This is a genomic window from Kitasatospora sp. NPDC057015, assembly GCF_042673745.1.
Lineage (GTDB): Bacteria > Actinomycetota > Actinomycetes > Streptomycetales > Streptomycetaceae > Kitasatospora.
Map to the genome: position 1 here is coordinate 44771 of NZ_JBHUSG010000051.1, position 22333 is coordinate 67103.

A 22333-nucleotide genomic window follows, 5' to 3' on the forward strand; every position below is an offset into this window, starting at 1 on the left:
TCGGGCCCCCCATAGCGGAGTTGCACATGAACAGGCGCACTCACGCCGCCCTCGCGGCGGCGATCGCAGCGACCCTCACGCTCGGTCTCGGGGCTTGCGGCCCGACGGACAAGAGCGGCTCCGGTGGCTCGGCCGACGGCACCAAGGCCCCTGGTGCCGCGTCCGGCACGATCGTCGGCGGTACGCCGGTGAAGGGCGGCACCCTCACGGTGCTGTCCAACCAGGACTTCGCCCACCTCGACCCGGCCCGCAACTGGAACCTGCCGAACATGAACGTCGGCACCCGGCTGCTGTACCGCACCCTGGTGACCTTCAAGGCCGAGCCCGGCGCGGCCGGCAGCGAGATCGTCCCCGACCTCGCCACCGACGTCGGCCGCCAGTCCGACGGCGGCAAGACCTGGACCTTCACGCTCAAGGACGGCGTGAAGTACGAGGACGGCACCCCGATCAAGTCCGCCGACGTCAAGTACAACGTCGAGCGCTCCTTCTCGCCCGACCTCACGGGTGGCCCGGACTACGCGGCGCAGTACCTGGCCGGCGGCGAGAACTACAAGGGCCCGCTCACGGGTGAGCACCTGGCGAGCATCGAGACGCCGGACGACCGGACGATCGTCTTCCGCCTGAAGCGTCCGGTCGCGGAGTTCTCCTACACCGCCACCCTGCCGACCTTCGCCCCGGTGCCGCAGTCGCAGGAGAAGGGCACCCAGTACGACCTGCGCCCGTTCTCCTCCGGCCCGTACAAGATCGAGACGTACGACCGCGGGAAGCAGCTCGTACTGGTCCGCAACACCAACTGGGACCCGGCCACCGACCAGGTCCGCAAGGCGTACCCGGACAGGATCGTCGTCACCCAGGGCCTCAAGGGCGGCCAGATCGACGACCGCCTGATCGCGAGCGAGGGCGCCGACGCCTCCGCCGTCGAGGCGTTCTGGATGCGCCCGGAGTCGGTCGCCAAGGTGCTGCCCAAGCCGGACGTCAAGTCCCGCCTGGTGGCCGAGATGACCGGCTGTACCGAGATGCTCTTCATGAACAACTCCAAGGCGCCCTTCGACGACCCGAAGGTCCGCGAGGCGATGATGTACGCGGTCGACAAGGACGCCCAGGTCACCGCCTTCGGCGGGCCCGCGCTCACCGACTCCGCCACCTCCTTCCTGCCGCCGGCGATGACCGGCGGCACCAGGCAGGACCCGCTGAAGGTCGCCACGACCGGTGACCCGGCCAAGGCCAAGGAACTGCTGAAGGCCGCGGGCAAGAGCGATGTCAAGGCCGCCCTGACCGTCTCCACCGGTGACAAGACCCGCGCGGAGGCACTCCAGCAGTCGCTCTCCAAGGCCGGTATCACCGTCACGATCAGCACCGTCGACCCGTCGGCGTACGCCGACTCCCTGGGCGACATCAAGAACGCCCCCGACCTGTCGATGAGCGGCTGGTGCCCGGACTACCCGTCCGGTGCCACCTTCATCCCCTTCGTCTTCGACGGCCGCACCATCAAGGAGAAGGGCAACCAGGGCAACTACAGCCAGTTCCGGGACCAGGCCACCATGGACCGGATCGACCAGATCAACGCGATGACGGACGTCAAGGAGGCCGGCGACGCCTGGGTGAAGCTCGACAAGGACCTGATGGCCAAGTCCCCGGCCGTGCCCACCCTCTGGCAGCGTCGCCCGCTGCTGGTCGGCACGAACATCGCCGGTGCCTTCGGTCACCCGGTCTGGGCCGGCTTCTTCGACTTCGCCACGCTCGGTCTCAAGGACCCCTCGAAGAGCCAGGGCTAAGGGACCGCAACCGATGAGTTCAACCACTGAGCCCGCCGCCGTGGCCACCACGGCGGCGGGCCCCGCAAAGGGCGCCGGCCGCGGCCCGTGGCGGCTGGTCTGGGACCAGCTCTGGGCCAAGGGATCGGCGAGGTTCGGCCTGGTGATGGTCGCCGTGCTGGTCCTGATGGCGGCACTCGCGACCCCGCTGAGCGCGCTCGGCGGGTGGACGCCCGAGGACTTCGACAAGACCGCCATCGACCCCTACCTGGGCGGCCTGCCGCTCGGGGACTTCGGTGGGATCGGTCCGGACCACTGGTTCGGTGTCGAGCCCGCCACCGGCCGCGACCTGTTCGCCCGCGTGCTGCACGGCGGCCAGGTGTCCCTGACCATCGCCTTCGTCGCCACCGCCGTGGTCGTGACCGCCGGCACGCTGGCCGGCATCGCGGCCGGCTACTTCGGCGGCCGGATCGACGCCGCGCTCTCGCGCCTGATGGACCTGACCATGTCCTTCCCCTCGCTGATCTTCATGATCGCGATGATGTCGGTGGCCAAGGACGTCAACCGGATCCTCCTGATGACCCTGGTGATCGGCCTGTTCGGCTGGCCCGGCATCGCCCGGGTGGTCCGCGGGCAGACCCTCTCGCTCAAGCACCGCGAGTACGTCGAGGCGGCCAAGGTCGGCGGCGCCCGCTCCTGGCGCATCCTCACCCGCGAGATCCTGCCCAACGTCTCGGGCCCGATCATCGCGTACACCACGCTGCTGATCCCCGGCATGATCAGCACCGAGGCCGCGCTCGGCTACCTCGGGGTGGGCGTCCGCCCGCCGACGCCCTCCTGGGGCCAGATGATCGCCGAGAGCATCAACTTCTACGAGACCGACCCGACCTACTTCCTCATCCCGACGGTCTTCCTGTTCCTCGCCGTGCTCGCCTTCACCCTGCTCGGTGACGCGTTGCGCGACATCCTCGACCCCAGAGGAGGCCGGTCGTGATCCTCTACCTCGGCCGACGGCTGGTCGGCGTGGTGGGCATCCTGCTCGCCATCTGCGCGATCACCTTCGTCATCTTCTACCTGCTGCCCAACGACCCCGCCGCCGCCGCCTGCGGAAAGACCTGCAGTGCCGAACGCCTCGCCGAGGTCAAGACCGCGATGGGCCTGGACAAGCCGGTCTGGGAGCAGTTCGGCACCTACCTGACCGGGATCTTCGCCGGCCGTGACTACGGCAGCGGCCCCAGCGCGGTGCGCTGCGAGTTCCCCTGCCTCGGCTACTCCTACGAGTACTCGATGCCGGTCTGGGACCTGCTCTCCGACCGGCTGCCGGTCTCCGTCTCGCTGGCGCTCGGCGCGGCCGTGCTCTGGCTGGCGCTCGGCCTCGGCGTCGGCGTGGTGTCCGCCCTGCGCAAGGGCAGCATGACCGACAGGTCCCTAACCATCCTCTCGGTCGCCACCGCCTCGCTGCCGGTCTACTTCACCTCGATCATGCTGATCTGGGGCGTCGTCAGGACCACCGGACTGCTGCCCTACCCCACGTACGCCAGGTTCACCGACGATCCGCTCGACTGGGCGTCGAACCTGCTGCTCCCGTGGATCGCGCTGGCACTGCTGTACGCCGCCACGTACGCCAGGCAGAGCCGCAACTCGATGATCGAGACGATGGCGGAGCCGTACATCCGCACCGCCCGCGCCAAGGGCATGCCGAGCGCCACGGTGACCGTCAAACACGGGCTGCGCTCCGGGATGACACCGATCCTCACCATCTTCGGGATCGACCTCGGCGGACTGCTCGCCGGCGCCGTCATCACCGAGTCGATCTTCGGCCTCCCCGGCGTCGGACGACTCTTCTACGACGCGCTGACCCGCTCCGACCAGCCCGTCATCCTCGGCGTCACCCTGCTGGCGGCGTTCTTCATCGTCGCGGCGAACCTGCTGGTCGACCTGCTCTACGCCTACGTCGACCCGAGAGTGAGGTACTGATGAGCGCACTGCTGGAGGTCCGTGACCTCAGGGTCGCCTTCAACACCCCGCGCGGCACCGTCCGGGCCGTGGACGGGATCAGCTTCGACGTGGCGCAGGGCCGTACCCTCGGCCTGGTCGGCGAGTCCGGCTCGGGCAAGTCCGTCACCTCGCTGGCCGTGATGGGCCTGCACCGCGGCGCCGACGTCACCGGCTCGATCAAGCTCGCCGGCCAGGAGCTCAACGGCCTGCCCGAGCGGCAGCTGAACACCGTCCGCGGCCGGCGGATCGCGATGATCTTCCAGGACCCGCTCTCCAGCCTGCACCCCTTCTACACGGTCGGCGAGCAGATCGCCGAGCACTACCGGGTGCACTTCAAGGCCAACCGCAAGGTGGCCAGGGCACGGGCCGTGGAGATGCTCAAGGAGGTCGGCATCCCCGAACCCTCCCGCCGGGTCGACGAGTACCCGCACCAGTTCTCCGGCGGCATGCGCCAGCGCGTCATGATCGCCATGGCGCTGGCCTGCGAACCCGACATGCTGATCGCGGACGAGCCCACCACGGCGCTCGACGTCACCGTGCAGGCCCAGATCCTGGACCTGATCGCCCGGATCCAGCAGGACCGCGGCCTCGGCGTCGTCATGATCACCCACGACCTGGGCGTGGTCGCCCGGGTCGCCCACGAGGTGCTCGTGATGTACGGCGGCAGGGCCGCCGAACAGGCACCGGTGGACCGGCTGTTCGGGGCCCCCGCGCACCCGTACACCCGCGGCCTGCTGGACTCGCTGCCCCGCCTCGACGACACCGACGACGCCCCGCTGCGGGCCATCCCCGGCAGCCCGCCGTCGCTGCTCGTCCCCGCCCCCGGCTGCTCCTTCGCTCCGCGCTGCGCCCGCACCACCGCCGCCACCGCTCCGGAACACGCCCGCTGCCTGGCCGAACGCCCGTCGTTCGGCCCGCTCGCCGCCGGCCACCAGGCCGCCTGCCACCTGCCCCTGGTGCCGGAAGGAGCTCTCTCATGAGTCCCGCCACCGCCCGCGCCGACGCACAGGACACCGCCGGGGGAGGCGGCTCCGCAGCCACCGGCACCCCGCTGCTGTCCGTCCGGGACCTGGTCAAGACCTTCCCCGGCAAGCGCACCCGCACCGGCAGGGCCGGCCCGCCGGTGCGTGCCGTCGACGGGGTCGGCTTCGACGTGGGGACGGGCGAAACCCTCGGCCTGGTCGGCGAATCCGGCTGCGGGAAGTCCACCACCGGGCGCATGATCGTGCGACTGCTCGATCCCACGTCGGGCACCGTCACCTTCGACGGCACCGAGATCGGCTCGCTCGGCCAGGCCGAACTCCGCCCCTACCGGCGGCACCTGCAGATGGTCTTCCAGGACCCGCACTCCTCGCTCAACCCCCGTCAGACGGTCGCCCGGATCATCTCCGAGCCGCTGCTCGTCCAGGGCCGGAGCGCCGCCGACGCCCGCCGACGGGCGGCCGAGCTGATGGAACTCGTCGGGCTCATCCCGGAGCACATCGACCGCTATCCGCACGAGTTCTCCGGCGGCCAGGCACAGCGCATCGGCATCGCCCGCTCGCTCGCCACCTCGCCGCGCCTGCTCATCGCCGACGAGCCGGTCTCCGCGCTCGACGTCTCGATCCAGGCCCAGGTCGTCAACCTGATGGAGCGCCTGCAGGACGAGCTGGGCCTGGCCTACGTGTTCATCGCGCACGACCTCTCGGTCGTGAAGCGGGTCTGCGACCGGGTCGCGGTGATGTACCTCGGCCGGATCGTCGAGATCGGCGACAAGGAGGAGGTGTACGGCAACCCCGCCCACCCCTACACCCGGGCGCTGCTCTCGGCCGTACCCCTTCCCGACCCGGCCGCCGAACGGGCCCGCGAGCGGATCGTCCTGCTCGGCGACCCGCCCAGCCCGGCCAACCCGCCCAGCGGGTGCAGCTTCCACCCGCGCTGCCCCAAGGCGCAGGACCTCTGCCGCACCGAACGTCCGCTGCTGCGGATCACGGGCGCCGGTGCCCGCCAGGCGGCCTGCCACTTCCCGGAGGCCTGACCCACCGCCGCGCAGCGGCCCGGCGCCGTACCGCCCCGCCCCGCCCCGCTCCGGGGCGGTACGGCCCGAGGTCGCCCCACAGCTCGCCGTCCGGTGCCGGCGCCACGTCCGGTCGCGCGCCACTCGCGGGCCTCCGCGCCACCGCCGTACCCGCGCCGCCTGCCGTACTCACGCCCCTTGCCGTTCGCCGCATTCACGCCCCCAGGACTGGCGCCACCCGCCGTACCCGCACCGCACCGCACCGCTCTCCCCCCACTCCTCCACGAAACAGGAGCACTGGTGTCAACTCACCGCACTGCGCGTCGAGTTCTGCTCGCGGCCGCGATGGCCGCCACCCTCACCCTGCCCGCCGTCCAGAGCGCGCAGGCGTTCGGCGCGGAGGCGCCGCCGGCCGCCGCCCGGACGACCACCCCCGCCGCCGACCCGACAGCCACCCGGACCACCGAGCCGGCGCCGACCGGCTACGACGAGGTGGACCGCCTCGGTGACGCGGTCGCCAAGGCCGGTACCGCGGCGCCCGCCCCCGGCGGCGGCTCGCTCGGCGACGCGCTCGTCCCCGGCCTGCTCCCCGACCGGGTGGGCGCACCCGCCCCGACCGCCGACAGCGCGAGCACCGCCGCCGGCGCCGTGACCGTCACCGCCGCGGGCGTGCCCTGCACGCTCGACGGCATGACCGGCCTCGGCCCGGCGGCGCTGGCCGACTTCCTCACCGACCCGGCGGTGAGCGCCGACGGCTGTCTGAAGACCTTCCTGTGGACCTGGGACGCCCGGTTCGCCATCACCATGGACGACGAGCACGTCCGGGCCGTCGCCGACCGGATCACCGCGCTCGCCGCCCACGACGACGGCACCGGCGCCTCGCAGCTGTACGAGCTGTGGACCTTCCTGCACGCCACCGTCTACCACGACTTCAGCCGCGCCGAGATCGACATCACCGACGCCCCCACCCTGGCGGCGGTCCAGCAGGCGATCGAGGCCTACACGGGCGGTGCGCACGCCTTCGAGGCCACCGACCGCGCCGCGGCCACGCTGCGGGAACTGGCCATCACGGCGGGCAGCTCCGGCCTGCGCCAGCACAACCTCGCGGTGGCCGGCCGGATCCTCGCCGTGCTCGCCCCGGGCACCACGGTCGCCGACAGCGCCCAGTGGGGCAAGGCCGCGCTGGCCGCGCTCAACCTGAACTACCTCGGCATCCTGAACCAGGACCCGGCGTTCACGGCGGCGGTCGCCGCCGACACCGGCTACCGGGACGCCTTCCGCGCCTTCGCCTCCTACGGCCACCTCAAGGGCACCAAGAACGCCTGGGTGGCCCGGGACGCGATGGCCGAGGCCGGGCGCTTCGGCCAGATAGCCGAGCTCCGGGCCGCCGTCGCCGCGGACCTCGGGCCGCTGCTCGACCGCACCAAGGCGGCGTTCGGCGAGTTCTCCGACCCCTGGGTGAAGCTGATCGGCTGGGCCGCCTACTACGGCGTGTGCGCGCAGTACGGCGTCTGCACCGACCAGTTGGAGGAGCGGATCTTCCCCCACACCTACCGGTACGACAACGGCGCCATCGAGGTCCGCACGGCCCTGGACAAGGCCACCGTGGACCAGATGTACTACGCGGGCAAGCAGGTGAAGAGCCAGTTCTTCCGGGTGCTCGGCACCGACCAGCCGCTGGCCGGCGACACCAACGAGACGCTGCACATCCACCTGTACGCCTCGCGGGCCGACTACGAGGTCTACCACCCGGTGCTGACCGGCTACTCCACCGCCAACGGCGGGATCTACATCGAGCGCGGCGCCACCTTCTACACCTACCAGCGCCGGGTGCCGCAGGACTCCCAGCTCACGCTGGAGGAGCTGTTCCGGCACGAGTACGTCCACTACCTCAACGGCCGCTGGGCGACGCCCGGTTACTTCGGCGACCCGCGCTGGTACGCCGGGGACAAGACCACCGCGATGGACGAGGGCACCGCCGAGTTCTTCGACGGCGCCACCCGGGACCAGGGCATCCTGGTGCGTCGGTCACTGGTGCGCAAGCTCGCCGCCGACGAGCGGGCCGGCATCCCGCGGATGACGGTCAATGAGCTGATCCACGCCACCTACTCGGACACCCCGGCGTTCCACTTCTACAACTACGCGGGCACCTTCTTCGAGTTCCTGTGGGAGCAGCACCCGTCGCTGATCCGCGAGATGTACGGCTACCAGCGCGCCGACGACCCGGCCGGCTTCGACGCCTGGCGCAACCGGGTCGGTGCGGACGCCGCGCTCCAGGCGGGGTACAGCGCCTTCCTGGACGCCCGGATCGCGGCGGTGGAGAGCCTGTACGTGCCGGCCACCACCTTCACCCCGAACGGCTGGCTGCAGTACGCCTACGCCTCCGAGGTGCAGGAGGCCTTCGCCCGGGCCACCTCCAACACGCCGAACTGCAAGGACAACGGCGACTGGGACAACAAGCCGATGCGCTTCGTCTGCACCGGCCGGATCACCGCCAACCTGGCCGACGCCACGAACCCGGACCAGGTCTTCAAGGACATGTCCGGCACGGTCGACTACTTCATCCTCACCAGGACGAAGGACGTCGCCAACAACTTCAACGACATGAACTGCACCTTCGGCAAGGTCGACGTGTGGCAGTCCGGCGTGGCCGGCACCGCCGACTACACCTGTGAGGGCCCGCTGCGCCGCTGACCGCGCAGCCCCCGCCCCACCCCGAACTCCCGTGCGGGTCCGCCGTCCTGACCGCTTCCGCGGCGGACCCGCACGGGGCCGCCCCGGCCGTACACCCCGCCGTGGCCCGCCCCGCCCGGAGCGCCGCCTCTCCCCACAGCGCCCCGCGGGCCGACCCCGCGCGTCCGCCTCCACCTCCCCCATGGACGCGTGCCGGCCCGTGCACGACACCAGCCCGTCACCCCACACTCCCAGGAGTCTTGGTGTCTTCCACCCGACGCATGCGCAACACCCTGCTCTGTGCCGCACTGGCCACCGCACTGGCCGCCCCCCTCGTCCAGAGCTCCCAGGCCCTCGGCGGGCCGGCCGGGGCCGTCGGCCCTGCCGCAGCCGCGGTAGTCCCGGCCGGGCCGGCCCTCTCCGGGCCCGGGGGCGAGGTCGCACATGCGGCCACCAACCCGGCCGGGGCCTTCTCGGCCGGCCCCGCGGGCTGGCCCGGAGCCGCCGGGCGCCAGCCGACGGCCGTCACGCCGCAGGCCGCCGATCCGTCCGGTCTCGCACCGGCCGAGGCGGCCCTCACCGCGCAGGGCACGCCCTGCACGCTCGACCAGTTCAGCGCGCTCGCGCCGGGTGCGCTGGCCGACTTCCTCGTCGACCGCTCCCACACCTACCAGGACTGCCTGCGGCCCCTGCTGGGCACCTGGGACCCGCGACTCGCCAAGGTGATGACCGGCCCCCACGTCCGGGCGGTGGCGGACCGGATCAGCGGCCTCGCGGCCTCCTTCGACAGCGCCAACAACCTCAACCAGCAGGAGCTCTGGTACTTCCTGCACGTCGTGGTGCTGTTCGACTTCTACCACCACGACGTGATCGACATCCGGGACGACGCGACCAGCTCGGCCCTGGACCAGGCGATGAACCGCTACACCGCCAACCCCGCGGTGTTCACGCCGACCACCGGCAACGGCGACACCATGGGCGAGCTGCTGCAGACCAGCACCTCGCCCCGACTGCGGGTCGCCAGACTGCCGTTGGTCGGCCGGGTGCTGCGGATGTTCGCCCCCGGCAGCGCCGCGGTCGGCGACCGGGGCTGGAACTGGGCCGTCCAGGGCGCCCTGCAGCTCAACTTCCAGGGTGTCGAGAACGTCGGGGAGGACCCGCAGGGGCTGTTCCGCGCAGCCGTCGCCGCCGACGCAGGCTACCGCGAGGCCCTGCGGGCCTACGCCGGCTACCAGCACCTCAAGGGCACCGCCAGCGAGTGGGCGGCCTCCGACGCGATGCTGGAGTACGCCAGGTTCGCCCGCATCGACGCGCTCAAGGACGAGCTGCGCGCCCGGCTCGGCCCCACGCTCGACCAGGTCACCGCGCTGTACGGGCGGTTGAGCAAGCCGTGGGCGAACCTGGCGGTGCCGGTCAACGACTTCGGCCTCTGCGCCCAGTACGCCGCCTGCCGGGCCGACGTCGAGCGGGAGGTGTTCCCGCACTCCTACAGCTACGACAACGGCACCCTGATCGTCCGCACGGCGCTCGACCGGGCCACCGCCGACCAGCTGTACTACGCCACCAAGCAGGTCAAGGGCCAGTTCTTCCGGGTCGTCGGCACCGACCAGCCGGTGGCCGGCGACACCCACCCCGTGCTGGAGGTCCGCCTCTACGACACCAAGACCCGCTACCAGAACCTGCAGAACATGCTGTTCGGGATCGGTGACGTCAACAACGGCGGCATGTTCCTGGAGGAGCGCTCCACCTTCTACACCTACCAGCGGACCAGCGCCGAGTCCTACTTCAGCCTGGAGGAGCTCTTCCGCCACGAGTACACCCACTACCTCAACGCCCGCTGGGCCATCCCCGAGAACGGCTACACCACCCGCTGGCCCGGCGCCGCCACCTTCGCGATGAACGAGGGCACCGCCGAGTACTTCGCCGGATCCACCTCCGCCGGCGGTGTCAAGGCGCGCAAGTACATGGTCCGCCAGGTCGGTTGGGACGACCAGGCGGGGGTGCCCCGGCTGACCGTCGACCGGATCCTGCACGCCACCTGGGAGGAGCTGGGCTTCCAGGCGTACCCGTACGCGGCGACCTTCTTCAACCTGCTCGGTGAGCGGCACCCCGACCAACTCGCCGAGATGTACCGGCTGCTGCGCGCCGACGACCGCGCCGGCTACGACGCCTGGCGGGACCGGATCGGGCGGGACGCGGCGCTCCAGCGCGAGTACACGGCCTTCCTGGACGCCGAGATCCCGCTCGCGGACGGCCTGTTCGTGCCGGCGACCGCCTACACCCCGAACGGTTCGCTGCGCTACGCCTTCGCCTCCGAGGTGCAGGAGGCCTTCGCCAGGGCCACGTCCAACACGCCGACCTGCAAGGACAACGGCGACTGGGACAACAAGATGCGGTTCACCTGCACCGGCCGCATCACCGCCAACCTCACCAACTCGGCCGACCCGGGCCGGATCCGGGCGGACATGGCCGGCACCGTCGACTACTTCCTGATCTCCCGGGGAGCGGCGGCCGCCAACAACCTGGCCGACATGAACTGCTGGTTCGGCAAGGTCGACGTCTGGCCCTCCGGTCAGGCGGGCACCGCCGACTACACCTGTGAGGGCCCGCTGCGCCGGTAGCCCGCCGGGGCCCGGGCAGTCACGACTCCGGTCGGGCGCGGCGGGGAACCTTACACGAGGGCCGCGCCCGGCCGGGCACCACCGCGGTACGGCACCAGCGCCACCGCGGTACCGCAGGAGCACCACAGAGGAACAGGACGGCAGTTGAGCACCGGGGCGGCGGTTCCCACACGGGAGCCGCCGCCCCGGCCTGCGTGTGCCCGGGGGCTGTCCCGTCGGACGAGCCCTAGCGTCCGAGCGCGGCCAGGTAGTCGTCCACCCGCCGGCCCTCCGCGGCCGGGGCGAGCAGCGCGAGGTGGTGGTCGGGCCGGACCAGGACGAGGTCGTCGCCGGTGATCCCGTAGGCGTGCCGGATCCGCCCCTGCGGATCGGCCGGTGTGCCCGGGCCCGCGTCGAGGGCCAGGGTGCGCAGGCCGGGTCGGCGTTCGGCCGCGGCGGCGAGGGCGGGCAGTGCGGCGGCGCCGAAGCCGAGCAGGGTGAACCGGCCGCCGCCGAAGTGCTCGTGGAGCCGGGCGGGAGCGCCGTCGGGGCCGGGGCAGGCGGCGTCGGGTGCGCGGTCGCCCGGGCGGGGCCGCTCGTCGGCGCCCCCGGAGCCGGCCGTGGCGCTCCCGGCGAGGGAGCTCCACCGGTAGTGCACGGCCAGCCCGCGCAGGTCGGGTGTGGCGACCGCCTCGACCCCGACCCCGGGCACCCGGACCGCCTCCATCACCTTGGCGTGCGCACCGGTGCTCAGGTCCAACGCCAGTGCGGCCACCGGCAGTCGCTCCTCCTGGTAGGTGTCGAGGAGGGCGTCACCCGCCTGCCCGGTCAGCACGTGGGCGAGCTTCCAGCCGAGGTTCCAGGCGTCCTGGATGCCGGTGTTCATGCCCAGCCCGCCCGCGAACGGGTGGACGTGGGCGGCGTCCCCGGCCAGGAAGACCCGCCCGACCCGGAAGTGCTCGGCCATCCGGACGTTGGCCCGCCAGACGGAGAGCCAGGTGGCGTTGCGCAGTCGCACGCCGGGCATCCGGGCGTGCCGGTCGAAGATCCGCTGGAAACCCTCCAGCGAGGGCTCCAGCGGGCGGCCGTCCGGGCCCGTCTCCGGGGTCGCCTGGAACTGCCAGACGGACGACCCCTCGAACGGGCAGAGCAGCACCGCCCCGTCGGGGCCGAACCACTGGTGCCAGACGGTCGGGTCGAGTTCGCCGTCGACCTCGACGTCCCCGCAGAACATCGTCTGCTGCTCGTCCGTGCGGCCCTCGAAGGCCACCTGGAGCCGGCGCCGGACGGGGCTCCGTGCGCCGTCGCAGCCGACCAGGTAGTCGGCCGGGATCCGCCGGCCGTCGGCGAGTTCGGCCCGTACGCCCTGCTCGTCCTGGGTGAATCCGACCAGTTCGGTGCCGAGTTCGACCTGCACGCCGTACTCGGCGAGGCGCTCGCGGAGCAGGTCCTCGGTGCGCCACTGCGGGATGGAGAGCGGGCCGGCGTACCGGGATTCGGGGCCGTCCGGCGGCTCGGCGAGCGGGTCGGTGTCGGAGACGTGCTCCCCGGCGAAGTACTTGCGGAACACCAGGCCGGTGCGGCCGGCGGCGGTGAGCCGCTCGCCCAGGCCGAGGTCGGCGAGCACCTCCAGGCTGCGGGGGTTGAGCGCCTTGCCGCGCGAGATCCGGTGGAACCCGGGCGACTTCTCGATCACGCGGACGGTGACCCCCTGGCGGGCGAGGGTGCAGGCGAGGGTGAGTCCGGTCGGTCCGGCTCCCACGATCAGTACGGCTGGCATGGCGTGCTTCCCACTTCCGGTGGCGTGTCAGGTCCTGTTGCACCCCATGAAAGAGCAACCCGGGAAGAAATGCAACCGGGTAACAAATCTTCCTGGGTTATGCTGATGCCATGAGTGAGCCCCAAGGTCCGCCCGGAGGTCTGCGGAGCCTCAAGAAGGAACGCACCCGGCAGACCATCGCCGACACGGCGATCGCACTGTTCCTCGCCAACGGCTTCGAGCAGGTCTCGGTCGCGGAGATCGCGGCGGCGGCCGAGGTCTCCAAGCCGACCCTGTTCCGGTACTTCGCCAGCAAGGAGGACCTGGTCCTGCACCGCATCGCGGACCACCGCGGCGAAGCGGCGGGGGTGGTCCGCGCCCGCCCGGCCGGAATGCCGCCGCTGGAGGCGCTGCGCCGGCACTTCCTCGCCCGGCTCACCGAACGGGACCCGGTGACCGGACTCTGCGACCACCCCCAGGTGATCGCCTTCCACCGGCTGATCTACGGGACCCCGAGCCTGAGCTCCCACCTGCTCGACTTCCTGGCCGCCGACACCCGGGCCCTGGCCGAGGCGCTCGCCGAGGCCGTCGACGGGCCGGACGAGCTGACCCCGCGCCTGATCGCCGCCCAGTACATCGCGATGCGCCAGGAGCTCACCAGGACGAACTGGGCCGCGCTGGCCGCCGGTCTCGACGCCGACCGGGCCCACCCGCGGGCGGCCGCCGACGCGGAGCGGGCCTTCGCCCTGCTCGGAACGGGCGCCGCCGCCCTGGGCTACGGCCCGCAGTGACGGCCTGCCGCCGGCTCCGGAGCGGGGGCGGCGGCGACCGGGCCCGGGGAGCGGCCGGGGGAGGGGGCGGGCGGGCCGGAGAACGCGAGGGCCCCGGCCCCGCCGGTGGGCGGGACCGGGGCCGGGTGGCCGCCGTCCGTCAGATCGTGACGGGTCAGGCGGCCGGGCCGACCTTCACGGTGGTCAGCCGGCCGTCGCGGGTCTCGCGGACGACCTCGATCCTGGTGTTGGTGTCCGGCACCTTCACGCCGAGCTCCGGGTTCGCCGGGTCGCTGTACACGCCGGTCCGGTCGTTGAAGACCGGGACGGCCGGCTCGGCCGCGAACCGGGTCGCGGCACCCGCGCTGTGCAGGGTGAAGGCCGTGGTCGGCTTCAGCGAGAACGGCGCGTCGTAGCTCTGCGCACGGCCGTTGACCAGGTTCCCGCCCGCGAACCGGATCGACGCGGGGTGGGCGTCGACCGGCAGGATCAGCCCGCCGCCCAGGTGGTCCCTGGTGTTGTTGTCGGCGTAGCCGGTGTCCCAGAGCCAGATCAGCACGCCCTCCTGGTACGGGTAGGTGTCGATCACGCCGGCCTTCCCGGCGACGCCCGAGTACCCGAAGTTGTACGGGCCGGTCTGCAGGAAGGCGCCGTAGCCGACGTACCGGCGGTTCTCCACCAGGTACGCCCGGGGGTGCTCGCGCACCGCGTCCTTGCCGGTCAGCGTGGCGAAGCCGGTGGTGGTCCAGCCCTGGCCGCCGCTCTCCGCGCCGTCCTCGGTGAGCACGGCGCCGTCGGCGGTGATCCGGACGGCGTCCACCAGGACGCCCTTGCCGTGGGTGTTGCCGTCCGAGGTGACGTGGAAGCGCACCTGCACGGAAGCCCCGAGGTAGGCGTCCAGCGGGACGTGCAGCCGGGTCCAGCCGGCCGAGGTGCCGCTGAGGCCCGGGGTGAGGGCGGTGGTGTCGCCGATGGGCGTGCCGTTCACCGTGCCGTGCAGCGGCTTCCAGCTGCGGCCGCCGTCGGTGGAGGCCTCGACCGAGAGGAAGTCGTAGTCCTGCTCGATGTCGTACCAGGCGGCGGCGTCCAGTGCGGCGCCGGCGGTGCGTCCGGTGAGGTCCACCGTGCGGCCGAGGGTGGCGTCCATGTTGTCGCCGGTGTCGCTCCACCACTGGGCGGTGCCCTCGAAGGGCTCGGCCAGGGTGGTGGTGGTCCGCCCCGGCGGCAGGTGGACCAGGACGGCCTGGGCCTGGTCGGTGTTGTAGCCGCTGACGCCGAGCGCGTGGCTGGACCTGGTGGCGGCCTGCGCCTCGTCGTAGTTGAGCCAGCCGAACTGCAGCTTGCTCCAGGCGTCCAGGTCACCGGGGTACTCGCCGGTGGTGTTCCTGCCCTTGCCCAGGTAGGAGGCGGAGGACATCAGCGACCAGAAGCTGACGGCGTTGTCGCCGCCGGTCAGCGGGTAGAGGTCCGGCAGGCCGAGGTTGTGGCCGAACTCGTGGGCGAACAGGCCCACTCCGCTGTTCTCGCCGGCCTGGACGTAGTCGTAGACGTAGAGGCCGGTGTCGCCGACCGGGGCGCCGCCGATCCGGTTGCCCGCCGGCCCGGTCTGCCCGGTGGGGTCGGGGAAGGTCCAACTCCGGTGCGCCCAGAGGGCGTCCGCGCCCTGGGCGCCGCCGCCCCAGGTCTCGTCCACGCCCGCGTGCACCACGATGACGTTGTCGAGGTAGCCGTCCGGCTCGTCGAAGTTCCCGTCCTTGTCGTGGTCGTAGCGGTCGTAGACGTCGTACTGGGCCAGCTCGGCGCCGACCTGCGCCGCGCTGCGGCCCTTGGCGATCTCGCCGTCGTACCAGGCCTTGGTGGCGTCCCGGACGAACTCCTGCGCCTGGGTCCAGGCGCCGCCGCCCTGCGGGCCCTTGTTGCTGCCGTACCGGGCCTCGTTGTAGGGCAGGGTCACCCAGTCGCTGACCGTGCCGTCGAGGTCGTAGCGGCCCGAGGACTGGGTGCGGTAGTAGTTGCGCATCGAGTTGGCGCCGGGTGCGTCGTCGAAGAACATCCGCTGGTAGTAGTCGCGGCCGAAGTCGCTCTTCCAGAGGGTGTGGGTGTCGCTGCGGTCCGGCTGCGGGATCCGGTTGTGCTGCGGGCCCGGGGTGCCGGCGTAGCGCGGCCGGCCGTTGTACTGGGTCGTGTTGTCGACCTGGTCGCCGAACTGGGCGAGGATGACGAAGACCTTGTCCTTGCGCTGCTGGGCGAGTTGGACGTAGTCGTTGCCGACCTTGACCCTGGCCGGCGCGCGGCCGTCCGAAGTCCGGGCGACCGCCCCCTTGTTGAGCTGTTCCAGGGCCTTGGTGCGGAGCGACTGGCGCTCGCGCTCGGGCCCGGCGAGCGGCTGGGCCGGGGCTTCGGCGCCCTCCGCGTTCGCGGCGGCCGCGGTGGCGGGGTGCGGGGGTGCGGCCTGGGCGGGGGTGCCGAGGAGGGTGGCCGCTGTCGCGCTCATGGTGAGCGCCACCGCGAGTATCGCGGACAGTCTGCGCAACTGACCTGTCCTTTCCGGACGGTGTGGACGGGTGAGAGTGGTCCGGCGGGCGAGCGGGGGAGTCTGAGGCGGGCGGGCCGGCTCGGTGCCGACGGTAATATTTCACATGTCATGGGTCACATGGAAGACCTGTGCGGAGGTCGGACCGGTGCGGTCGGGGCGTCAGCTCTCCGGCCGTCTCCGGGGATCGCCCCCGGGCGGGGCGGACCGGGCCGTAGGCTGCCCGGCATGGCAGCGGACCGGTTCGACCTGGTGATCTTCGACTGCGACGGGGTGCTCGTCGACAGCGAGCGGATAGCGGTGCAGGTGGACGCGCGGATCTTCGCCGACCTGGGCTGCGAGTTCACCGAGGCGGAGATCGTCGACCTGCTGGTCGGGTCCTCGACGGAGGTCTGGCGGGCCACCGTGCAGGAGCGGCTGGGGCGCCCGTTGGAGCACGGCTGGGAGGAGCCCTACCACTCCTGGTACCGGGAGGCCCTCGACGCGGGGCTGACGGCGGTCGACGGGATCGCCGAGGCACTGGACGCGCTCACCCTGCCGTCCTGCGTGGCCTCGAACGGCGGGCACGGCGGCATGCGGCGCAACCTCGCGCTGGTCGGCCTCTTCGAGCGGTTCGAGGGCCGGATCTTCAGCGCGGAGGACGTCACGCGCGGCAAGCCCGAGCCCGACCTCTTCCTGCACGCCGCCCGCGTCATGGGCGTGGACCCGGCCAGGTGCGCGGTGGTCGAGGACAGCGCCTACGGCGTACGGGCCGCGCAGGCCGCGGGGATGGCGGCCTTCGGGTACGCCGGCGGCCTGACGGCGGCGGCGCGGCTGGCGGGGCCGGGCACCGTGGTCTTCGACGACATGCGCAGGCTGCCCGCACTGCTCGCCGGGACGGGCTGAGTCGGGCTCGGCCCGCCGGCTCGGCCGGGCGGGTCCGGCGGCCGGCAGAGCAGTGGTGGCGGCGGTGGCGGTGCAGGTCCGGTGGCGGTGCGGTGGTGCTGCCGGCGCGGGGCGGTCAGTCCGCCGCCCGCAGCTCGGCGAGCAGCGTGCCCTGCTCGGCCAGCAGCACGGTGAGGATCCGGCGGGCCGACCGGAGCAGATCGGCGACGTCCCCGCCGGCGAGGGCGTACACCACGGTCGAGCCCTCGCGGCTGGCCGTCACGATGCCCGACCGGCGCAGCACGGCGAGCTGCTGGGAGAGGCTGGAGGGCTCGATGTCGAACTCGGCGAGCAGGTCGCGTACGGGGGTCGGGCCGGCCTGGAGCAGCTCCAGTACGCGGATGCGGACGGGGTGGCCGAGCATCCGGAAGAACTCGGCCTTCGCCTGGTAGAGGGGTGCGGCCACGGTCGCTGGCTCCTTCTGCCGCTGGCTGCCGGGCGGGGGCGGGTTCGGGCGGTTCGGGCGGACGGGCCCGGGCGCTGGGCGTTCGGCCGTGGGCCGTGGGCCGTGGGCCGTGGGCCGTGGGGCAGTGGGCCGGGGCGCCGGGGAACGGGTGGGGCTCGGGGGTCGTCGCCCGTCGGGTCGGTCAGACCTCCAGACCCGCCTCGATCCGCTTGAGGTGGTGGCGGGCCATCGCCAGGTTGGCCCGGCCGCGGTTGAGCGCGAGGTACAGGAAGAGGCCCCGGCCGTTCTTCGTGGCCAGCGGCCGGACCAGGTGGTACTGGTTGGTCAGGCTGACCAGGATGTCCTCGATCTCGTTGTCGTGGAGGTTGAGCATCTCCATGGTGCGCATCTTGGCGCGGACCATGTCGGTGTTGCCGGCGGCGGCGACGTTGAGGTCGAGCTCCGCGCCGTCGCCGAGACTGCCGAGGGCCATGCCGCTGCCGTAGTCGACCAGCGCGACGCCGATCGCGCCCTCGATGGTCATGGCTTCCTTGAGGGACGTCTCCAGATTCGCCATCGCGATCCTCCCGTGGGCGGCGCCCGCGCCGGTGCGGCGGGGGCTGCCGTGTACCGACTGTAGGCAGATCGTTACCCGGCCGATGGGGGGTTGATCGGAGGCGACCGTAGCTGATCGGAGTCCGATCGAATGCCGCCCCGACTCTGATCTGTTGAAGACATTTGCAACTCTGAGACTGACAGCGGAGCGCTCCCGCACCCTCGGGGGCGGCGCCGGCGGCCCGCGGCGCGGGCCGTCCGACCCCCGCGCCCGGGCCTGCGCCGGGCCTGCGCCGGGGCGCCCGCGGAGCCCGCCGGGGGCCCGCGGAAAAACGGTGCTATTGATGTCAGTCCCGGCGGGTAATCTCTGGCTGAGATGCTCGATCACCACATCAACCACACCCCCAGCCGCGCCCCGGCGCCGGTAGGTACCGGCCCGGCCCCGCAGCCGCAGGCGTCGCCGTCTGCGCCCCCGTTCCGCCCGTCCGGGCCACAGCCCCACGGGACGAAGCAGTCCTACGGGAAGAAGAGGTGACGCAGATGACCAGCACCCCCCAGCGTTCCGAGGACGAGGAACTCAGCCCCGCCGAGGCCTACGCGGCCTTCCGGCGCCGTGCCAGGCAGGAGGCCACCGCCCTCCACGGCTTCCAGCAGCTGTACGACTTCCCGCTGGACGACTTCCAGATCCAGGCCTGCGAGGCACTGGAGGCCGGCGAGGGCGTCCTGGTGGCCGCGCCCACCGGCTCCGGCAAGACGATCGTCGGCGAGTTCGCCGTGCACCTGGCCCTGCAGGCCGGCCGCAAGTGCTTCTACACCACGCCCATCAAGGCGCTCTCGAACCAGAAGTACGGCGACCTGGTCAAGCGCTACGGCGCCGCCAAGGTGGGCCTGCTGACCGGTGACAACACCGTCAACGGCGACGCGCCGGTGGTGGTGATGACCACCGAGGTGCTGCGCAACATGCTCTACGCGGGCTCGCAGACCCTCGACGGCCTCGGCTACGTGGTGATGGACGAGGTCCACTACCTCGCCGACCGCTTCCGCGGCGCCGTCTGGGAGGAGGTGATCATCCACCTGCCCGAGTCCGTCACCCTGGTCTCGCTCTCCGCGACGGTCTCCAACGCCGAGGAGTTCGGCGACTGGCTGGACACCGTCCGCGGCGGCACCAAGGTGATCGTCTCCGAGCACCGTCCGGTGCCGCTCTGGCAGCACGTGATGGCCGGCAACCGGATGTACGACCTGTTCGCCAACCCGGACCGCGACGGCCGCCCCAAGGACGCGCCGCGCAACCCGGCCAAGCTGGTCAACCCCGAGCTGGTCCGCCTCGCCCGCTCCGAGCTGGCCGTCAGCCCGCGCGGCGACCGCTTCGCCAAGGGCCGCGGCCGCTCCATGCCCACCGGGCGGCCCGGCCGGGTCTGGACGCCGGGCCGGGTGGACGTCATCGACCGCCTCGACTCCGAGGGCCTGCTCCCGGCGATCACCTTCATCTTCAGCCGGGCGGGCTGCGAGGCCGCCGTCCAGCAGTGCCTCAGCTCCGGGCTGCGCCTCAACAAGGACTCCGACCGGGCCCGGGTCCGGGCGATCGTGGAGGAGCGCTGCGCCGACATCCCGGACGAGGACCTGCACGTCCTCGGCTACTTCGAGTGGCTGGACGGGCTGGAGCGCGGCATCGCCGCCCACCACGCCGGCATGCTGCCGCGCTTCAAGGAGGTGGTCGAGGAGCTGTTCGTGAAGGGCCTGGTCAAGGCCGTCTTCGCGACCGAGACGCTGGCGCTCGGCATCAACATGCCGGCCCGCTCGGTGGTGATGGAGAAGCTGGTCAAGTGGAACGGCGAGACCCACGCCGACATCACGCCGGGCGAGTACACCCAGCTGACCGGCCGGGCCGGCCGGCGCGGCATCGACATCGAGGGCCACGCCGTCGTGCTCTGGCAGCGCGGCCTCGACCCGGAGGCCCTCGCGGGTCTGGCGGGCACCCGCACCTACCCGCTGAAGTCCTCGTTCCGGCCCTCCTACAACATGGCCGTCAACCTGGTCTCCCAGTTCGGTCGGCACCGCTCGCGCGAGCTGCTGGAGACGTCCTTCGCGCAGTTCCAGGCGGACCGCTCGGTGGTCGGCATCGCCAAGCAGGTCCAGCGCAACGAGGAGGGCCTGGACGGCTACCGCGAGTCGATGACCTGTCACCTCGGCGACTTCGACGAGTACATGGCCCTGCGCCGCTCCCTCAAGGACCGCGAGAACGACCTCGCCCGCGAGGGCAGCGGCCAGCGCCGGGCCGCCGCGATCGAGTCCATCGAGCAGCTGAAGCCGGGTGACGTGATCCACGTCCCCACTGGCAAGTTCGCCGGCCTCGCCCTCGTCCTGGACCCGGGCCTGCCGCCGGTCAGCCGCTCGCCGCGGACCCACCGCCACCCCGACTACCAGGACGGGCCGCGTCCGGTGGTGCTCACCTCCGAGCGGCAGGTCAAGCGGCTCGCGATGATCGACTTCCCGCACCCGGTGACGGCCGTCGACCGGATGAAGATCCCGAAGTCCTTCAACCCGCGCAGCCCGCAGTCCCGCCGGGACCTCGCCTCCGCCCTGCGGACCAAGGCCGGCCACGTGGAGCCGGAGCGGTTCCGCCGGGGCCGGGCGGCCGCCGCCGACGACCCCGAGATCACCCGGCTGCGCACCGAGCTGCGTCAGCACCCCTGCCACGGCTGCGACGAGCGCGAGGACCACGCCCGCTGGGCCGAGCGTTACCACCGCCTGCACCGCGACACGGACCTGCTGGAGCGCAAGATGCGCTCGCGCACCCACACCATCGCCCGCACCTTCGACCGGGTCTGCGGCCTGCTCACCGACCTCGGCTACCTCCAGGGGGACACCGTCACCCCGGACGGCAAGCGCCTCGGCCGGCTCTACGGCGAGCTCGACCTGCTCGCCTCCGAGTGCATCCGCGAGGGCGTCTGGAAGGATCTCGGCGCCGCCGAGCTCGCCGCCTGCGCGTCCGCCCTGGTGTACGAGGCCCGGCAGGCCGACGACGCGGCGGCCCCCCGGGTGCCGGAGGGCAACGCCAAGGAGGCGCTCGGCCACATGATCCGGATCTGGGGTCACCTCGACGCCTTGGAGGAGCAGCACCGGATCAACACCGCCGAGGGCGTCGGCCAGCGCGAGCCCGACCTCGGCTTCGCCTGGGTCGCCTACCGCTGGTCGCTCGGCCACAACCTGGACTCGGTCCTGCGGGACGCCGAGATGCCGGCCGGCGACTTCGTCCGCTGGACGAAGCAGCTGATCGACGTGCTCGGCCAGATCCAGGACGCGGCCGGCGAGGACGTCAAGCTGCGCAGCACCGCCCGCAAGTCCGTGGACAGCCTGCGCCGCGGCATCATCGCCTACTCCTCGGTGAGCTGACGGCGCCGCAGGCGAGGGGGCCCGGCCGTCAGCGGCCGGACCCCTCGCCCCGCGCGTGCGCTCAGCCCGCCAGGACGGCGAGCACCCGCTCCAGCGAACTGCCCAGGCCCCAGCGGGCCGACAGCTCCTCCAGGGTCATCGGGTCCAGCGGCTCGGCCGGCAGCGCCGGGTCGAAGTCGGGCAGGGGCGCGTCGGTGGCGACCCGCACGACGGTGGGTGCGACGTCCAGGTAGGCCGCGCCCTCGATGATGTTCTTCCGCCGGGCCGGGGTGAGCCGGGAGCGGGTGTCGAGCGCGGCGGCGCGGATCGCGGCGAGGTCGCCGTACTCGTTGATCAGCTGGGCGGCGGTCTTCTCCCCGATGCCCTTGACGCCGGGCAGGCCGTCGCTCGGGTCCCCGCGCAGGGCGGCCATGTCGGCGTACCGGTCGCCGCGCACCCCGTACTTCTCCAGCAGCAGGTCGTCGTCGGTGACCTGTAGGTTCCCCATGCCCTTGACCGGGTAGAGGACCTGGACCGGCCGGCTGTCGTCCACCAGCTGGAACAGGTCGCGGTCGCCGGTGACGATCTGCACCGGGCCCCGCGCCCGGGCGGTCAGGGTGCCGATCACGTCGTCCGCCTCGTAGCCGGGCGAGCCGACCCGGGCGATGCCGAGCGCGTCCAGCACCTGCTCGATCACCGGCACCTGGGGGGCCAGCGTGTCCGGGATCTCCTCCTCGCCGTCGGCGCCGGCCTCGGCCAGGCGGTGCGTCTTGTAGGAGGGCACCAGGTCGACCCGCCACTGCGGGCGCCAGTCGGCGTCCATGCAGGCGACCAGCTGGTCGGGGCGGTGGTCCTGGACGAGCCGGGCGATGAAGTCCAGCAGCCCCCGGACGGCGTTCACCGGCTCACCGGCGGGGGACTTCAGGGAGTCCGGTACGCCGTAGTAGGCCCGGAAGTAGAGGCTGGCGGAGTCGAGCAGCATCAGTCGCGGTGCGGTCACACCTCCGATCATGC

15 protein-coding genes are annotated in these 22333 nt (G+C 72.4%); 10 read left to right on the top strand and 5 right to left on the bottom strand.

What is annotated here, in order from left to right; genetic code table 11:
- Positions 1–26: 26 nt before the first annotated feature.
- The 7 genes from ACFTWP_RS34030 to ACFTWP_RS34060 all read left to right on the top strand — a co-directional run bounded on the left by ACFTWP_RS34030 (position 27) and on the right by ACFTWP_RS34060 (position 11042).
- A complete protein-coding gene (locus tag ACFTWP_RS34030; protein WP_380268862.1) occupies positions 27–1775 on the top strand; it encodes an ABC transporter substrate-binding protein in 1749 nt (582 codons plus the stop codon).
- Between the two features lie 13 nt (positions 1776–1788).
- Positions 1789–2748: an ABC transporter permease gene (locus tag ACFTWP_RS34035; RefSeq protein WP_380268863.1), complete on the top strand. Its 960-nt coding sequence runs from the start codon at positions 1789–1791 to the stop codon at positions 2746–2748.
- Positions 2745–3731: an ABC transporter permease gene (locus tag ACFTWP_RS34040; protein ID WP_380268864.1), complete on the top strand. Its 987-nt coding sequence runs from the start codon at positions 2745–2747 to the stop codon at positions 3729–3731. Before ACFTWP_RS34035 ends, ACFTWP_RS34040 begins: the two co-directional genes overlap by 4 nt.
- Positions 3731–4732 (top strand): ABC transporter ATP-binding protein, encoded by a 1002-nt coding sequence (locus ACFTWP_RS34045; RefSeq protein ID WP_380268865.1) that lies wholly within the window; start codon positions 3731–3733, stop codon positions 4730–4732. Before ACFTWP_RS34040 ends, ACFTWP_RS34045 begins: the two co-directional genes overlap by 1 nt.
- Positions 4729–5769, top strand: a complete 1041-nt coding sequence (locus ACFTWP_RS34050; RefSeq protein WP_380268866.1) for an ABC transporter ATP-binding protein — start codon at positions 4729–4731, stop codon at positions 5767–5769. Before ACFTWP_RS34045 ends, ACFTWP_RS34050 begins: the two co-directional genes overlap by 4 nt.
- Positions 5770–6048: 279 nt before the next feature.
- Positions 6049–8442 carry a collagenase gene (locus ACFTWP_RS34055; protein ID WP_380268867.1) on the top strand — a complete coding sequence of 798 codons (2394 nt, stop codon included), beginning with the start codon at positions 6049–6051 and terminating at the stop codon, positions 8440–8442.
- Between the two features lie 242 nt (positions 8443–8684).
- On the top strand, positions 8685–11042 hold the full coding sequence (locus ACFTWP_RS34060) for a collagenase (RefSeq protein WP_380268868.1): 2358 nt from the start codon (positions 8685–8687) through the stop codon (positions 11040–11042).
- 226 nt (positions 11043–11268) lie between these two features.
- Here the strand turns inward: ACFTWP_RS34060 and ACFTWP_RS34065 are convergent, their stop codons facing one another.
- Positions 11269–12801, bottom strand: coding sequence for an FAD-dependent monooxygenase (locus tag ACFTWP_RS34065; protein WP_380268869.1), 1533 nt, complete (start codon positions 12799–12801; stop codon positions 11269–11271).
- 110 nt (positions 12802–12911) lie between these two features.
- Between ACFTWP_RS34065 and ACFTWP_RS34070 the strand changes: the two genes are divergently transcribed.
- Entirely contained in the window at positions 12912–13571 is a 660-nt protein-coding gene (locus ACFTWP_RS34070) for a TetR/AcrR family transcriptional regulator (RefSeq protein WP_380268870.1), read from the top strand.
- A gap of 154 nt (positions 13572–13725) precedes the next feature.
- Here the strand turns inward: ACFTWP_RS34070 and ACFTWP_RS34075 are convergent, their stop codons facing one another.
- Positions 13726–16083 carry an immune inhibitor A domain-containing protein gene (locus ACFTWP_RS34075; RefSeq protein WP_380268871.1) on the bottom strand — a complete coding sequence of 786 codons (2358 nt, stop codon included), beginning with the start codon at positions 16081–16083 and terminating at the stop codon, positions 13726–13728.
- A gap of 228 nt (positions 16084–16311) precedes the next feature.
- Here ACFTWP_RS34075 and ACFTWP_RS34080 point away from each other — a divergent pair, with 228 nt between their 5' ends.
- Positions 16312–16968, top strand: a complete 657-nt coding sequence (locus ACFTWP_RS34080; protein ID WP_380268872.1) for an HAD family hydrolase — start codon at positions 16312–16314, stop codon at positions 16966–16968.
- A gap of 115 nt (positions 16969–17083) precedes the next feature.
- Here ACFTWP_RS34080 and ACFTWP_RS34085 read toward each other — a convergent pair whose 3' ends face one another.
- A complete protein-coding gene (locus tag ACFTWP_RS34085; RefSeq protein WP_380268873.1) occupies positions 17084–17413 on the bottom strand; it encodes an ArsR/SmtB family transcription factor in 330 nt (109 codons plus the stop codon).
- Between the two features lie 181 nt (positions 17414–17594).
- Positions 17595–17969: a hypothetical protein gene (locus tag ACFTWP_RS34090; RefSeq protein WP_380268874.1), complete on the bottom strand. Its 375-nt coding sequence runs from the start codon at positions 17967–17969 to the stop codon at positions 17595–17597.
- A 518-nt stretch (positions 17970–18487) separates the two neighbouring features.
- Between ACFTWP_RS34090 and ACFTWP_RS34095 the strand changes: the two genes are divergently transcribed.
- Positions 18488–21340, top strand: a complete 2853-nt coding sequence (locus ACFTWP_RS34095; RefSeq protein ID WP_380268875.1) for a DEAD/DEAH box helicase — start codon at positions 18488–18490, stop codon at positions 21338–21340.
- A gap of 61 nt (positions 21341–21401) precedes the next feature.
- Here the strand turns inward: ACFTWP_RS34095 and ACFTWP_RS34100 are convergent, their stop codons facing one another.
- Entirely contained in the window at positions 21402–22331 is a 930-nt protein-coding gene (locus ACFTWP_RS34100; protein ID WP_380268876.1) for a 5'-3' exonuclease H3TH domain-containing protein, read from the bottom strand.
- Between the last annotated feature and the right edge of the window lie 2 nt (positions 22332–22333).

Coding starts and splice junctions, on each gene's coding strand:
- ACFTWP_RS34030 (WP_380268862.1), top strand. CDS start 27: ATGAACAGGCGCACTCACGCCGCCCTCGCGGCGGCGATCGCAGCGACC.
- ACFTWP_RS34035 (WP_380268863.1), top strand. CDS start 1,789: ATGAGTTCAACCACTGAGCCCGCCGCCGTGGCCACCACGGCGGCGGGC.
- ACFTWP_RS34045 (WP_380268865.1), top strand. CDS start 3,731: ATGAGCGCACTGCTGGAGGTCCGTGACCTCAGGGTCGCCTTCAACACC.
- ACFTWP_RS34050 (WP_380268866.1), top strand. CDS start 4,729: ATGAGTCCCGCCACCGCCCGCGCCGACGCACAGGACACCGCCGGGGGA.
- ACFTWP_RS34065 (WP_380268869.1), bottom strand. CDS start 12,801: ATGCCAGCCGTACTGATCGTGGGAGCCGGACCGACCGGACTCACCCTC.
- ACFTWP_RS34070 (WP_380268870.1), top strand. CDS start 12,912: ATGAGTGAGCCCCAAGGTCCGCCCGGAGGTCTGCGGAGCCTCAAGAAG.
- ACFTWP_RS34080 (WP_380268872.1), top strand. CDS start 16,312: ATGGCAGCGGACCGGTTCGACCTGGTGATCTTCGACTGCGACGGGGTG.
- ACFTWP_RS34090 (WP_380268874.1), bottom strand. CDS start 17,969: ATGGCGAATCTGGAGACGTCCCTCAAGGAAGCCATGACCATCGAGGGC.
- ACFTWP_RS34095 (WP_380268875.1), top strand. CDS start 18,488: ATGACCAGCACCCCCCAGCGTTCCGAGGACGAGGAACTCAGCCCCGCC.
- ACFTWP_RS34100 (WP_380268876.1), bottom strand. CDS start 22,331: ATGATCGGAGGTGTGACCGCACCGCGACTGATGCTGCTCGACTCCGCC.